20 protein-coding genes are annotated in these 11936 nt (G+C 62.6%); 8 read left to right on the top strand and 12 right to left on the bottom strand.

The window, feature by feature from the left end:
* From EN745_RS18530 to EN745_RS36195, 3 genes are all read left to right on the top strand, one after another.
* Positions 1–718: EAL domain-containing protein (locus tag EN745_RS18530; RefSeq protein WP_145992067.1), on the top strand; the 718-nt coding region annotated here is incomplete at its 5' end.
* A 140-nt stretch (positions 719–858) separates the two neighbouring features.
* Positions 859–1386: a hypothetical protein gene (locus EN745_RS18525; protein WP_127421955.1), complete on the top strand. Its 528-nt coding sequence runs from the start codon at positions 859–861 to the stop codon at positions 1384–1386.
* Between the two features lie 154 nt (positions 1387–1540).
* Positions 1541–1924, top strand: coding sequence for a hypothetical protein (locus EN745_RS36195; RefSeq protein ID WP_189363082.1), 384 nt, complete (start codon positions 1541–1543; stop codon positions 1922–1924).
* Between the two features lie 69 nt (positions 1925–1993).
* On the opposite strand, the gene EN745_RS18510 is transcribed toward EN745_RS36195, so the two are convergent.
* A complete protein-coding gene (locus EN745_RS18510) occupies positions 1994–2293 on the bottom strand; it encodes an AzlD family protein (protein ID WP_127405854.1) in 300 nt (99 codons plus the stop codon).
* Complete coding sequence (locus EN745_RS18505) at positions 2290–3036, bottom strand: AzlC family ABC transporter permease (protein ID WP_127421952.1); 747 nt, start codon at positions 3034–3036, stop codon at positions 2290–2292. Before EN745_RS18505 ends, EN745_RS18510 begins: the two co-directional genes overlap by 4 nt.
* A 189-nt stretch (positions 3037–3225) precedes the next feature.
* Between EN745_RS18505 and EN745_RS18500 the strand changes: the two genes are divergently transcribed.
* Entirely contained in the window at positions 3226–3684 is a 459-nt protein-coding gene (locus tag EN745_RS18500; RefSeq protein WP_126055239.1) for an Lrp/AsnC family transcriptional regulator, read from the top strand.
* Positions 3685–3895: 211 nt separating this feature from the next.
* On the opposite strand, the gene EN745_RS18495 is transcribed toward EN745_RS18500, so the two are convergent.
* The 4 genes from EN745_RS18495 to EN745_RS18480 form a co-directional block, all read right to left on the bottom strand.
* A complete protein-coding gene (locus EN745_RS18495; RefSeq protein WP_127421951.1) occupies positions 3896–4204 on the bottom strand; it encodes a plasmid stabilization protein in 309 nt (102 codons plus the stop codon).
* A gap of 23 nt (positions 4205–4227) precedes the next feature.
* Positions 4228–4710 (bottom strand): HD domain-containing protein, encoded by a 483-nt coding sequence (locus EN745_RS18490; RefSeq protein ID WP_127421950.1) that lies wholly within the window; start codon positions 4708–4710, stop codon positions 4228–4230.
* Between the two features lie 37 nt (positions 4711–4747).
* Entirely contained in the window at positions 4748–4978 is a 231-nt protein-coding gene (locus tag EN745_RS18485; RefSeq protein WP_126055236.1) for a hypothetical protein, read from the bottom strand.
* Positions 4979–5138: 160 nt separating this feature from the next.
* Positions 5139–5588 (bottom strand): hypothetical protein, encoded by a 450-nt coding sequence (locus tag EN745_RS18480; protein ID WP_127421949.1) that lies wholly within the window; start codon positions 5586–5588, stop codon positions 5139–5141.
* Between the two features lie 449 nt (positions 5589–6037).
* On the opposite strand from EN745_RS18480, the gene EN745_RS18475 reads away from it, so the two are divergent.
* Positions 6038–6244 (top strand): hypothetical protein, encoded by a 207-nt coding sequence (locus EN745_RS18475; protein ID WP_127421948.1) that lies wholly within the window; start codon positions 6038–6040, stop codon positions 6242–6244.
* Positions 6245–6410: 166 nt separating this feature from the next.
* A complete protein-coding gene (locus tag EN745_RS18470; RefSeq protein WP_127421947.1) occupies positions 6411–6638 on the top strand; it encodes a hypothetical protein in 228 nt (75 codons plus the stop codon).
* A gap of 2 nt (positions 6639–6640) precedes the next feature.
* Here the strand turns inward: EN745_RS18470 and EN745_RS18465 are convergent, their stop codons facing one another.
* From EN745_RS18465 to EN745_RS18445, 4 genes are all read right to left on the bottom strand, one after another.
* A complete protein-coding gene (locus EN745_RS18465; protein WP_127406083.1) occupies positions 6641–6985 on the bottom strand; it encodes a hypothetical protein in 345 nt (114 codons plus the stop codon).
* Positions 6986–7200: 215 nt separating this feature from the next.
* Positions 7201–7422: a hypothetical protein gene (locus EN745_RS18460; protein ID WP_189363081.1), complete on the bottom strand. Its 222-nt coding sequence runs from the start codon at positions 7420–7422 to the stop codon at positions 7201–7203.
* 1099 nt (positions 7423–8521) lie between these two features.
* Positions 8522–8722, bottom strand: a complete 201-nt coding sequence (locus tag EN745_RS18455; protein ID WP_127421946.1) for a hypothetical protein — start codon at positions 8720–8722, stop codon at positions 8522–8524.
* Between the two features lie 467 nt (positions 8723–9189).
* On the bottom strand, positions 9190–9489 hold the full coding sequence (locus tag EN745_RS18445) for a hypothetical protein (protein WP_126055229.1): 300 nt from the start codon (positions 9487–9489) through the stop codon (positions 9190–9192).
* Positions 9490–9830: 341 nt separating this feature from the next.
* On the opposite strand from EN745_RS18445, the gene EN745_RS18440 reads away from it, so the two are divergent.
* The gene (locus EN745_RS18440; RefSeq protein ID WP_127284591.1) at positions 9831–10130 is read left to right on the top strand and encodes a DUF982 domain-containing protein; all 300 of its coding nucleotides are present in this window, start codon (positions 9831–9833) and stop codon (positions 10128–10130) included.
* 9 nt (positions 10131–10139) lie between these two features.
* Positions 10140–10436 carry a DUF982 domain-containing protein gene (locus EN745_RS18435; RefSeq protein ID WP_245487764.1) on the top strand — a complete coding sequence of 99 codons (297 nt, stop codon included), beginning with the start codon at positions 10140–10142 and terminating at the stop codon, positions 10434–10436.
* A 52-nt stretch (positions 10437–10488) separates the two neighbouring features.
* Here EN745_RS18435 and EN745_RS18430 read toward each other — a convergent pair whose 3' ends face one another.
* Positions 10489–11388, bottom strand: coding sequence for an ATP-dependent DNA ligase (locus tag EN745_RS18430; RefSeq protein WP_127421944.1), 900 nt, complete (start codon positions 11386–11388; stop codon positions 10489–10491).
* 208 nt (positions 11389–11596) lie between these two features.
* Positions 11597–11936: low affinity iron permease family protein (locus EN745_RS18425; RefSeq protein WP_145992066.1), on the bottom strand; the 340-nt coding region annotated here is incomplete at its 5' end.

The raw sequence follows: 11936 nt of genomic DNA, 5'->3' as shown, positions 1-11936 counted from the left end.
CCGGCTCGGCCGGCCCTGGCGCGACAGCCGCCAGGTCGAGGTGCTGGCGCGGCTTTCTGCCCGCAACGGCAAGATGATCCCGCCCGGCGAGTTCATCTCCGTGGCGGAGCGCTTCGGCATCGCCGCCAGGCTCGACCGCTGGATCGTCAGGGCGGCGCTGGAACTGCACGGGGCGGCGATGCGCTCGGGCGCCATCTCGCTTGACTTCAACCTGTCGGCGCAGACGCTGAGCGACCCGCAGCTGTGGGAGTTCGTCGACACCGTCATCGCCGAGACCGGCGCGCCGCCCGCCGGCATCGGCTTCGAGATCACCGAGACCGCGGCCGTCACCAATTTCGATGCCGCCGAGGCGTTCGTGCGCAAGGCGCGGGAACGGCGCTGTCGTGTCAGCCTCGACGATTTCGGCGCCGGCATGAGCTCGTTCGAATATCTGCGGCGCTTTCCCGTCGACGCCATCAAGATCGACGGCTCCTTCGTCGAGCACATCGCCGAGAGCCGCTTCGACCGCGAGATCGTCTCGGCGATATCCGGCATCGCCAGGAGCCTCGGCTGCGGCGTGGTGGCCGAAAAGATCGAGCAGCGGGTGGCGCTGGATATCCTGAGTGACATGGGCGTCGCCTACGGCCAGGGCTATCTGCTGCACCGGCCCGAGCCACTGGAGGCGATCGTCGCCAGGGCGGTCGGCGAGGTTGACTTGCCGGCCAGGCGCGTTGGTTGAGCCGATCGGCCTAGGAAATTCTTAATCGACATCAGGTTATCGCTTTGCCGAACCGACTTGTTGCGCTCAAGGCATGATGTCTTGGCTCGAATGTCCGGCGCGGCCCTCCATGACGAGCGGGCCGGCCCGCGAGACCGGCAATGTCTTCACTCTCCGCACTGAACAACGCCGCCCTGCTGATCCTGCAGCAGCAACGCCCGCAACCTGCGGCGGAGGACAGCCTCGCCGAGAGTGCCAATGGCGTCTCCAGCCCCGCCGGCTCGGGCTCGCCCCTGAAACAGGCGCAGGCCAAGATCTCCGGGACCATGTTCAGCGTGAACAGCCTCAACATCACGGCCATCAAGGTCCGGCTGATGGAGCGCGTCGGCAAGGAGTTCGGCGTCGACCAGGGCGACTACGCTTCGCTGTTGTCCTACGGCACGGCCGTCAAGAACGCGGTCGAGGCGTTGAAACAGAGATCTGCTTCCGAGATCATCGCGATCGAGAAGAAGCTGGGGTTGGACCAACTCGGCGTTTCGCTCGATACGTTCGTCAATGCGATCATCGATCCGAACGGCAGTGACAGCGACAGGCTGGACGCGGCCCTGAAGCAGCAGATGGGCGACGACGTCAAGTCGAAAGCCGCCGGCCCGATCCAGCCGGACGAGATCGGGCTTTACGGCCGCTGACCGCCGCAAGCGGCAGGCCCGGGCCGGCTCCCGTCGGGTCGTTACGAAAATAAGCAGATGCTAAATTGCTTATACTCATTTAAGCGCGCCGTAATCCGGCCGGACAATGATCCGCCTTCGACAATGGCGGTCCGCGTGCCGGATGGAGACGACGATGAAGGCTGTTCCTTTGCTGCTGGCGGCTTCGGTCAGCCTGTTCGGCAGTCTTGCAACGCAGCAGTGCCTTGCGGGCGAGTTCTCGGACCATGGCGGCGAGGTGGCGGCGACGCTGCCCGACGATGACGACCAGGGCGCCACCGCCGGCGATGAGCGCGACTATGATGTGGCCGAAAATGACGAAGGTGATCATGAAGGCGACGGGGTCGACAGTGGCGAGCATGACGGCGACCAGGGCAGGGGCGAGGGTGATCACGAGAGCGGCGATCACGAGAGCGCGAGCAGCGGCGACCATGATGGCGGAGACAGTGGCGGCGGTGACGGTGGCGGCGAGGGCGGCGGCGACGGTGGCGATGGCGGTGGCGAAGGCGGTGACGACTGAGCCGCCGCGCTGACACCGCGATCTCCCCCCGCGCGGGGGAGATCGGCAGCTCCGACGCCGGCACCCATCCTACCCTATCAAATGCCTCAGCATCCCCGCCGAAGCCACGCCGATCACCACGGTCGGCAGCATCGACAGCCTCGTCGCCGCGAGCACGGTGATGGCGAGCGCCGCCAGGTCGGCCGGATTTTTGGAGACGAAGTCCGGCGCGATGACCGAGATCAGCACGCAGCCGGGCGCGGCTTCCATCACCGCCGTGGCGCGGCGGCCAAGCGTTCGGTTGCGCAGCACGACATAGCCGCCGACCCTGGTCAGATAAGTGACGCTGGCCATCAGCACGATGGCCAGCACGTTTGCTGGATCGATCATGCTTCGTCTCCCGAAAACAGCCAGGCCGAGACCAGCCCGGAGAGCGCGCCGGCCGCCACATACCAGGCGCCGGGAACGATGAGGTAGGTCAAGGCGGCCACCACCAGGCTGACCAGCCACGGCCGCGCCGCGGCAAAACCCGTCCACATGCCGCGCATCAGCACCAGGAACACGGCCGGGAAGGCCATGGCGAAGCCGTAATCCTCGACATTGCCGAGCACTGGGCCGAGTGCCGCGCCGGCGGTGGTGAACACCACCCAGGCGAGGTAGAAGGGCAGGGCGGCGCCGGCATAATAGGGCAGGCTGAAGGCCGGGTTCAGGCCGGCCGCGGCGCGTTGCCTCGCATCCGCCAGCCCCAGCGCCCAGCTCTCGTCGCACATCACGAACAGCGCCGGAAACACCTTGCGCCGCGGCAGGTGGCTGAGGAACGGTGCAAGCGCGGCCCCCATCAGGAAATGGCGGCTGTTGACCAGCAGGGTGATGGCAGCGATCAGCAGGATGTGCGGCGGCGAGGTCCAGAGCTGGATCGCCGCGAACTCGGAGCCGCCGGCGAAGTTCATGCCGGTCATCAGCGGAACCTCGACGACGCTGAGGCCCTTCTGCGCGGCCTGTGCGCCGAGCACCAGCGCATAGGGAATGATGCCGAGCAGCACCGGCGTCGACGCGGCCACGCCACGCCGGAATTCGGACGGCCGACGGTAGGGCGCCTCGTCCAGGGTCAGGCTTGCTTGCGAGATGCTCATGGGTCTCCTTTGGGCGAACGAGGTCGGGCGCGCCTTGCGGCCGCCTGCGTCCGAACCATTCGCTGTCGATGACTTATCTGCCGGTAAGCATAGGCGAAATGCCAAGCAATTTGGTTGCTAAGATTCGCCATTTCTGAGAGAAATTGGCATTGGATATCGAAATCAGAAAGAAAGATGGAATCCTGAGCCATGAAGCTGGATGAGATCGACAAGCGCATCCTGCGCGCCCTGCAGCGCGACGGGCGCATGGCCAACAACGATCTGGCGCGGGAAATCGGCCTGTCGCCGTCGCCATGCCTGAGAAGGGTCAAGCTTCTGGAAGAGGCCGGCGTCATCGACCGCTACGTTGCCGTGCTCAACCCGGCCAAGGTCGGCCGCGGCCACACCTTCTTCACCCGCATCTGGCTGAAGCAGCAGGACGAGGACACGATCGAGCATTTCGCCGCCGAGGCGGCCAAGCTGCCCGAGGTGATGGAGTGCTACCTGATGCTCGGCGACTGCGACGCCATGGTGCGCGTGGTGGCCGCCGGCATCGACGAATACCGCCGCTTCCAGTCGGAGCATCTGAGCCGCATCAAGGGCGTGCAGAACGTCAAGACCGAGGTTCCCAGCCAGACCATCAAGCAGACCTCGGAGATGCCGCTTTAGTGCCTTCCCCCTTCTCCCCTGTGGGAGAAGGTGGCCGAGCGAAGCTCGGTCGGATGAGGGGTGTTGGACGGAACGCGAGGTTGGCGGCGTAAGCGACTAAAACTCCTTCGTTGTTAGCCGCCGGAGTTTCTTCCAGCACCCCTCATCCGTCTCGGCGCTGCGCGCAGATCCACCTTCTCCCACAAGGGGAGAAGGAAGAGGCCCGCCTCACTCAATGATGCGTGTGGCTCTTGCGGGTCGCCGCCGCCTTCTTCGCCGATGCCGACCGGCTGGCCGCGGACCGTGAGGCCGAGGCCTTGCCGCCGATCCTGCCGCCCTTGTGCGCGGCCGGGTTGCCTGTGTGCTTGCCGCGCCCCGAGCCGCCCTCCTTCTTGCCGCCGCCATCGTCCTTGTTGACGGTCGCCCAGGCGCGGCGCTCGGCCTCCTTCTCGGACACGCCGCGGTGCTCGTAACCTTCGGCGATATGATCCGCCTTGCGCTCCTGCTTGTCGGTGTATTTCGACTTGTCTCCGCGTGGCATTTTTCTTCTCCATTCGCAGTTGGTCAAAGGGAACGGCTGGCGCTGTGCCTCGCGGCGGTCGCCCTTGTCCCGCCACGTCTGCTCGGCGGCTCACCTGTTCGAAGCCGGTTGAGCGCGCGCAGGCCACTTTCATATTTCGCGGTCGAGACACCGGCTTCGCGCGCTTGCCAGAGATTGTCGTTCAAGTCGGCACGCTTGACCGGCAGGGCAAGCCGGTTCGAGGCGGCGCGGCACAGAAACCCGTGCTCTGTTTCGTCAAGCCTTCGCGTCAGGGCATCGACGGCGGCGACGACAGGTGGGCCGAAGCCCGCCGTCCGCAGCCTGCCGAAGGTCCAGCCTTCGCCCTTTTCGACGACGTCATGCAGATAGGCAACTATCTTCTGATCGAGCGTCTCGACCTGATCGGCGACGCGCCGGCAATGCTCGATATAGGGGCGGCCGGTCTTGTCGGTTTGAGACCGATGCGCCTCTTCCGCGATCCTGGCCGCGCGGTACAGCATGCTCATTTTCGTGTTTCCTTGCATTGCTTGATCTCGCCCGATCTCAGCCCTCGGCCTTCATCGTGCGCGCGATTTTCAGAAGCTGCTCACGGTCGTGGCCGTGCTCGCGGATGAGTTCCCGAGCCTGTTTCGGAGAGAGGTCGGTGTTCTCCGCCAGGAACCGCACCAGTGGGTCGTCGCCGCCTTTGGTGGGTAACCCGGCCGTCGCCTCGGGAGCATGGCCCGCGCCGGGCCGCCGCGGAACGGCGCCAGTGTCGCGAGTGTCCTTGTTCATTGCGTGCTCCTTCCTGTTAGGAGGAGAACCCTTCGCGAAGCGTCAGGTTCCCGGAACTTTGCCCGCGCCGGCTTATTGCAACGAGGCCCGGCAGGTCGACCGAGCCGGCAAGCAACGCTGAACCGCCGTATCGCTTCGTCTTGACCCAATTCCGGAAAGGCTATTCGTTATTCTCCGTCTTCCGGGCGGCAGCCTCCTTCTTGCGCCGCAGCACCTCGTCGGTGCCGACGATCTCCTTGGCGCCGCCGGAAATGGCGGTTGAGACCACGGCCGGCGGATCGCTGGCTGGAAAACTGTCTTCCAAGCCGGCATCCAACTGCTCGTCGAGCGTGTCCGGATTTTCGGAACGGCCCTGCGTGCGGCGGCCGGCGATCTCCTCAAGATCGCTTTTGGAGTCGGGGTGGTCGCGGACATTCTTCATCGTCGAAACCACCAGTTCGATCGCGAACTCCTTCATCGCCTCGGCCTGCGGCGCGGCGACGGCGGCGTCTTCGACAAGGCGGATGAGTGACTTCTCCACCTCCCCCAGTTCCTTCGCTCCCTGGCAACGGGCCAGCCGCTGCGCCAGCGAATTGAGGAGGGCAGGGGCGAAGGTCGAATAGGCATTCATGCGGGTTTCATCGACATGTTCGGGATGAAGGCTATGCAGCGACATCGGTTCCTCCGGCAAAACTGTCCTGCAGGTCCTGGATAGCCACACCATTGGCCGCCAACCCGCAGGGATGTCCTAATGGAACTGAGGGAGACGGAACTGGTTCCATGGAGGCATTGCGCTCGGCCATCGCGGCTGCACACGACCTCGGCCAGCCGGATCGCCAAACCTTCGAGAACGGGCATCGCCGGCGCAAGGTCAGCGGGGCAACTCGGGGCCAAGGGAATCCGGAAGTTGGACTGAAGTCTGACCGAACTGCGCAGAGGGCCGATGTCCGGTCTGCTCTATCATTTGTTGTAGTGCTGCGGCCCTCAGCCGACCTATGCTCTATCATCGGCGGTAATTGACAAGGGCATCGCCGACAGTAAGCGAAAAGCGCGCTTCCGCCCCAGCACGCGGGAGGAGCGATGTTCGATCCCACCAAAACCAGCGGCGTCGCTTACCCGGAGGATATGGCCCTCCTGCAGAGGGTCTATGATCGCAGCTGCCAGGACCTCGATATTTTGCCGGGCACCCGCGAGGCGAATACTTTGGCCGCGCAGATAATGGATATTTTCGCCAGCGGCGTATCGGACGAGGAGTCCCTTCTTCAACTTCTCAAGCGCGAATTCTGATGGTCATTCGTCTTCCTTGAAATCCTGCAGCGAGGCTGCGCCCGAGCTGGGCGACCTGAGCTGGGGCATTCCGCAGCGTAACCGCTCCGCCATATCCGCCCTCTTTACAGCCATTGAGCCATATAGGATTATTATCCTAGATGCGGCGATGCTCGGAGGGATCGCAATGGTCAGGCGTAACAAACCCAGGCAGCTATCCGGTTCGGATTTGGAGCTCTTCCTGCAGGCGGCGGAGGCGCTGCACAAGAGCATCGTCGGCCCGCTGATCTCGCCGCAATGCGATCACTACCGCTCGCTCCAGCTTCTGCATGAGGCGCTGCTGAAGACGGTGCGAGAGGTCACCGGCAAGGAAGTGGCGTTCATCCGGTGGAACGGGACGGGGCCGGTGAAGTAGGCCTAGTGAACGAGCCGCCTCGAAGCGGCCAGAGCCGCTTCCATGTCAGCGGCATTGACGATCCCTCTGACGAAAAGCACCATCATCAGCCGGGCGACATCGTTACGCTCGGCGTCGGCGGAAATGCCATAGTCGCGGCAATGCTTCGTCAATGCCTGGGTCAGCATGTGACGATCGTCCGAACTGATGTAAGTCGAGGAAGCCGTCGCGCCTCGGTCGATTTGGCCGGGATTAGCCTCGACGACCGTGCCGTTCTCTACGCCCTTTTTGCGGATTACCCGCAGTCCTGGCTGCAAGGAGGTGGAGGCTGGCGCGTCCTTCTGGCGACTCCAGTGTCGTGAGCGCATGACTCTCTTCTTCCTCAGTCGGGGGAAAGCGCGATCTACTCTTCCAAGCGTCCGTGTGCCTCGGTTGGGTGCGGACGACTGGTGTTAACCGCTAGCGGGCGGCTTTGGTTCCGTGGGGCGTCGGGTACGAGCCTACCGCACCGCCGAGCTATTGCGGCGACGCGTATTGGCTCCCAGCCCGGGACGAGGTCGGTGACGCCGCCGCCTCCGAGCATTCACTCGGCCATGGCCCTGCGGCGTTTTGAAAACAACCGGCGCAACGCCACTTCGTCTGAGATGCGGTTCTCGAACGCTTGGATGACTTCGTTGGCAAGCTGCTCCCTCTGTTCCCGGTCCTTAAGGGCCAGACGGCGCTCGCTGCAAAGCTGGTCAAAAACGTTCTGGATGATCTCCAGATCGACAGGCGTGAATATGCTGCTGTATTTTTTGAAAGCCATGACGCTTTCCTCCCCCACCCGGGCGAAAGCGTGATCTGCTCTTTCAAGCATCCGCTTGCCTCGGTCGGGTGCGGATGACGAAGTTAATTGTATTCCTGCAATGTCACGTTAGCGAGTCGATTCGGCGTCGAACCGAATAGCCCGGTTTCGCACGGAGTGACAGGGTTTAGGGAACCGGGCTATCCAGCAAGCCCGCTGCCATCTGAAGGATGGGTGGCAACGGGATTTTGGGACCTGACTAAACGCACGACCCGTTGCACGGTTCCCCGACATTGGGTCTTGCTGGCGGGCTTTTTCGACCCCCTCTGAAACCCTTCGACCGTGGCCCGAGCGCCAGGTCTAAGCCTCGAGCCATTTCGCCCGGGGCTGGGGAACGCTGCTGCTTCGCAAAACCCAATCCAGCACGCGCGGGTCGACATCGTTTTTGCCGGTAAGCCTGCGGATCAAAAACGCGGCGTGGGCCACCCATTTATCTTCAGGAATTCCGTCTTCGATGACCGATTTTACGAAGGCACACCGAAGGACCTCGCAGTCGGATGAGGAGACACCTCGCCGGTTCATGATGCAAATCCTCCGAATGCTCCGCAAACGAGGCTTGATGTCTTTTCGTTCCGGCAGCGGACTGCAGTCGCAAGCCTGCTGCGACTGAAGTCGCAGCGACAAAAGCAAAGGGCTGGAGGCGGCAACCAACAAACTGCCAATACATTGATGCGGGGCCGCCGATTATTTCGACCCCCTCCGTCGTCGGTCATCCTGGGTGCCTGCCATGCTTACCTTTCGAACATGGTGGGCGCCTGGCTTTGCCAACAGCAAGCGGCGTTTGACAGCGAGGCGAATGTGACCCTTATCCAGAGCAGAGCGGACCTACCTGACATCGCAGGTCGGCTCGCAAACGACGCTCCCACCCCTGATGATTTTCGATCCTTGATCTCATTTCGAGTGACGATGATGCCGCTGACCTTGCCAAGCAGCGAACGGAGCGCCTTGGCAATGTCGTGGTTGTCATAATGGCTGTCTGCTTGATCTTTCCACTGGCGATTTGCTTTGCGCTGGCGATCAGGGCGGTCTCGTAAGAACGCCACGGGGACAGGCCAGTGAACTAGTGGACAAGCCTAGACGCGGCCAGAGCCAACTTCATGTCAGCGGCATCATCTATCCCGCTGACGAAGAGCACCACCATAAGCCGCGCGACATCATCTCGTTCGGCGTCGGCGGAAATGCCAAAGTCGTGGCAATGATCCGTCAATGCCTGGATCAGCATGTCGAGATCATCCGATTTGATACAGGTCGGGGAAGCCATACGCGAGCTCCGTCATCCTGAGGGCGGCGCGTGGAGAACATTACCTTCCGCGCCACGGCGGAAGTAGCTGGTCCTACCGCGATCCCACTTCACCTTTATTGTTTGGTCGGTGGTGGCGACCACAATCCCACGCTCGGTAGTGTCCTTGCGGATTACCCGTTGTCCTAGCTGCAAGGTGGCGGAAGCTGGTGCGTCCACAGACGGACGCGTGCGTTCTGAAAAGCGCATGACGCTCTCCTTCCCTGGGGCGAAAGCGCGATGGACTCTTCCAAGCGTCCGCGTGCCGCTGCCTGGTGCGGACGACTGGTATCAACCACCCTCGGTAGCTTTGGTTCCGTCGGGTGCGGCGGGAACCGGGCCTACCGCGCCGCCGAGCTACTGCCGGCGACGCGGATATCTCTAAGTTTGAAAACGCGATCGGCCTGTGCTCTTGGGCGCCGGCCAATCTGCGTCGGCCCTCGCTCGCATCAACAGCCTTCGGTCGTCGTTTTCAACTGGCCTGGAGCAGCCGTCTTTGCATCGGTGTCCTGCTGCCCCGGAGCCGCCTGCTTGGCACTGCCGGTCTGCTGGCCGGGCGCGCAATCCTTCGCCGAATTCGGATTGGTGTCGCTCGTGGTGGTCGAGTCTGTACCCTGATTGGTGGTGCTCGGCATCGTTGTCGTCGTCGTGGTTGTCGTGGAAGATCCGCTCGTGGTGCTGGTTGACTGCGCAATGGCAAGCCCAGTGGACAGGGCCAAGATAGGTAACGCGAAAAGTAGCCGGTTCATCGTTGTCTCCTTACGAGGCGGTCCCTTCGATTTCCAAAAGAGGAAAACACGCGAACGGTTCCCGAAAAGCCCGAGGGATCGTGTGTGGCGGCCAGGTTCTGGGCTCGGGTCTGCCGGCTCGCCTCGGTATGGGCGCAAAGAAGCGGCGAATATAGGAAAACGGCGCGGACAGGCAGATGTGATACTGGCTGTCTTATTCGGCCCATGCACCAAGCTCATAGAGGTTGCAGAGCACTCTTGACGACAAAAGCCCTCAAACCCATATCGCCGCTGGGCCAGGGATACTGCCGTAGGTCTCGGCCCTCCTGACACTCAATTGTTCGTTCGATTTGGAGGATCTTATGAACGACCGGATGTTCGACAGCCCTGTTTTCGTCAAGAGCGGAAACAGCCTGATCCAGGAAATCGCATGCATCGAGGACGCCCTGGAATTTCTCTACGAATGGCCGAAAAATAGGCGCGGCCCGATTTACGACACTGCGCTGCGAGCCTGCCAAAAGGCATTCGACAGCGATTACCCGCGAAACGCCGCAAGGGAGGCCTTCTGCGGTTTCGCAAAATCAGCCAAGGTTCTTGAAGAACTGAGCGCACCGCCGCCATGGATGGCCAGCGTCGGCGGCCGCGGTGGGCTAGCCGCTTGAAGTCTCGCGATGGAGGTCGCGATGCTCTCAAAGCCATTCGAAAAGCCGATCCGAGTTTGGGTTGGAATGGGTTTTCCCCGTCAGCTCAACACCGTGGTTGACGCATACCAGTTTGCCACCGATTGGTGCGGCAACAGTCCCGAGCAGAAAGCTGCCATCCGCGCGTGCAAGGCGGCACTGGTCGGAGACATCGACGCGGAGACGGCCAGGGGAATCTTTGCCGCCTTTGCCCGGAAGAAGGACATCCTTATCGAGGAAGGAAATATGCCGCCGCCTTATTGGAAGGCGCGGCCTTCGCACGTCTAGGCGGGTGAGGCGGCGGTCAACGTCGCCTCACCATACTTCAGAGCCTATTCCCCTATGACCGCCTCCAGGGTGACCCTTCCTCGCGGAAGTCCTGCAAGGACGCGTGGCGCAGGTCTTCCTCGCCACGGAGGTGCTTTACACGGCCAATCAGCCCTGGCCTTACCCATTGCGTCGCCGCCCGCCTCATGCCGTTCGGCGCCGTGCCTGCGTGCTCCTGGACGCGCTGCCACAAGCGTTCTCGCATTTCGCGGTTTAGAGTGATGAAGGCGCTGCCGACATAGCGCCCGGTGCCGCGCTCGGCCATGAGGGCGAAGGCAGGCTTGCCCGCCTCGCGCTCGACGCCGAGCAGCTCGTATTCGTCGATCGTGTAGCACTTGGCCTTGAGCCAGGCCGTAGAATTGCCGGAGCGATATTTGCTGTCCTTGCGCTTCGAAACCATGCCTTCAAGCCCGGCTTGCTCGATGAGATGAAAGATGGACTTGGCATCGCCCGGCAACGCTTGACTGAACTGGATGCGCCCGCCAGACGGGATCATCTCGGCCAGAATCTCGCGCCGGTCCTCCAGCGGGATGTCGCGGAGGTCGTGGCCATTGAGGTGGAGAAGATCGAAGGCGACGAAATAGAGGTCCTGTTGCCGACTGGTAATGGCCTTACGCAGCGCCTTGAAGTCGGACAGCCCAGCCTCATTCGTGACGATCACTTCGCCGTCGATGATCGCGTCCTCGGCCTCGAGCTCGCTCGCGGCGTTGGCAAGGTCGCGATATTTTGCAGTCCAGTCGAGCCCGCGGCGGCTGAAAATGCGCACACCGTCCACGTCCCGAACAATTTGGGAGCGGTAGCCGTCGAATTTCACTTCATGAATCCAGCCATCGCCTTCCGGTGGCTTGTCGACGAGCGTCGGCATCAACGGCTCGATAAATGACAACCGGTCGCCGCCGGCAAGCCTAGGCATTGGAACTCCCCATGCGAAACTTTGATTCAATATCGCATGGTCGCTTCGGTTCCGTTAGTGATTGCTAAAAAGCCCGCCGGCCGGAGCCAGCGGGAGAGGCCTTACTGGAGTAGCCAGGGCTGTGGCCCCTGGCAAAGTGCAAACCGCCCGCGTTTTGTTTCAGGACTGGGAACCCCGCCAACCCGCCGTCGACTGCAGCGTCCAGAAATCAGTAGGCGCGCTGCAGGCGCAGTTGAGCCTGCTTGGCCTCGGCGCACCGATTTCTGAACTCCTGCACCTCGGCTTCCGTGAGATGCTCGATGCCGATGAAGTCGTTCTTTCCCTGTCCGGACCGTATGAGTTCGTCGAGCTTCGCCTGTATGGCCGCACCGTCGCGGTTCTGGGTGTTCTGGATCAGGAACACCATCAGAAAGGTGATGATTGTGGTCCCGGTGTTGATGACGAGTTGCCAGGTCTCCGAAAAGGCGAACACCGGACCGGACAAGGCCCAGACGACCACGCAGGCCAAGCATGAGACGAAAGCCCAAGGGCGGCCCGCGGCATGGGCG

It is taken from the genome of Mesorhizobium sp. M4A.F.Ca.ET.022.05.2.1 (assembly GCF_003998845.1).
Lineage (GTDB): Bacteria > Pseudomonadota > Alphaproteobacteria > Rhizobiales > Rhizobiaceae > Mesorhizobium.
The sequence above is the reverse complement of the archived record's forward strand: the minus strand, read 5'-3'. Positions and strand labels throughout refer to the sequence as shown.

What these genes read in the sequence shown, in the direction of transcription:
- EN745_RS18470 (WP_127421947.1), top strand. Translation starts at nt 6,411, where the DNA reads ATGGTCAGGCGTAACAAACCCAGGCAGCTATCCGGTTCGGATTTGGAG.
- EN745_RS18495 (WP_127421951.1), bottom strand. Translation starts at nt 4,204, where the DNA reads ATGCCACGCGGAGACAAGTCGAAATACACCGACAAGCAGGAGCGCAAG.
- EN745_RS18510 (WP_127405854.1), bottom strand. Translation starts at nt 2,293, where the DNA reads ATGATCGATCCAGCAAACGTGCTGGCCATCGTGCTGATGGCCAGCGTC.
- EN745_RS18435 (WP_245487764.1), top strand. Translation starts at nt 10,140, where the DNA reads ATGGAGGTCGCGATGCTCTCAAAGCCATTCGAAAAGCCGATCCGAGTT.
- EN745_RS18490 (WP_127421950.1), bottom strand. Translation starts at nt 4,710, where the DNA reads ATGAGCATGCTGTACCGCGCGGCCAGGATCGCGGAAGAGGCGCATCGG.
- EN745_RS18455 (WP_127421946.1), bottom strand. Translation starts at nt 8,722, where the DNA reads ATGGCTTCCCCGACCTGTATCAAATCGGATGATCTCGACATGCTGATC.
- EN745_RS18445 (WP_126055229.1), bottom strand. Translation starts at nt 9,489, where the DNA reads ATGAACCGGCTACTTTTCGCGTTACCTATCTTGGCCCTGTCCACTGGG.
- EN745_RS18505 (WP_127421952.1), bottom strand. Translation starts at nt 3,036, where the DNA reads ATGAGCATCTCGCAAGCAAGCCTGACCCTGGACGAGGCGCCCTACCGT.
- EN745_RS18460 (WP_189363081.1), bottom strand. Translation starts at nt 7,422, where the DNA reads ATGGCTTTCAAAAAATACAGCAGCATATTCACGCCTGTCGATCTGGAG.
- EN745_RS18485 (WP_126055236.1), bottom strand. Translation starts at nt 4,978, where the DNA reads ATGAACAAGGACACTCGCGACACTGGCGCCGTTCCGCGGCGGCCCGGC.
- EN745_RS18525 (WP_127421955.1), top strand. Translation starts at nt 859, where the DNA reads ATGTCTTCACTCTCCGCACTGAACAACGCCGCCCTGCTGATCCTGCAG.
- EN745_RS18475 (WP_127421948.1), top strand. Translation starts at nt 6,038, where the DNA reads ATGTTCGATCCCACCAAAACCAGCGGCGTCGCTTACCCGGAGGATATG.
- EN745_RS36195 (WP_189363082.1), top strand. Translation starts at nt 1,541, where the DNA reads ATGAAGGCTGTTCCTTTGCTGCTGGCGGCTTCGGTCAGCCTGTTCGGC.
- EN745_RS18480 (WP_127421949.1), bottom strand. Translation starts at nt 5,588, where the DNA reads ATGAATGCCTATTCGACCTTCGCCCCTGCCCTCCTCAATTCGCTGGCG.
- EN745_RS18465 (WP_127406083.1), bottom strand. Translation starts at nt 6,985, where the DNA reads ATGCGCTCACGACACTGGAGTCGCCAGAAGGACGCGCCAGCCTCCACC.
- EN745_RS18440 (WP_127284591.1), top strand. Translation starts at nt 9,831, where the DNA reads ATGAACGACCGGATGTTCGACAGCCCTGTTTTCGTCAAGAGCGGAAAC.
- EN745_RS18500 (WP_126055239.1), top strand. Translation starts at nt 3,226, where the DNA reads ATGAAGCTGGATGAGATCGACAAGCGCATCCTGCGCGCCCTGCAGCGC.
- EN745_RS18430 (WP_127421944.1), bottom strand. Translation starts at nt 11,388, where the DNA reads ATGCCTAGGCTTGCCGGCGGCGACCGGTTGTCATTTATCGAGCCGTTG.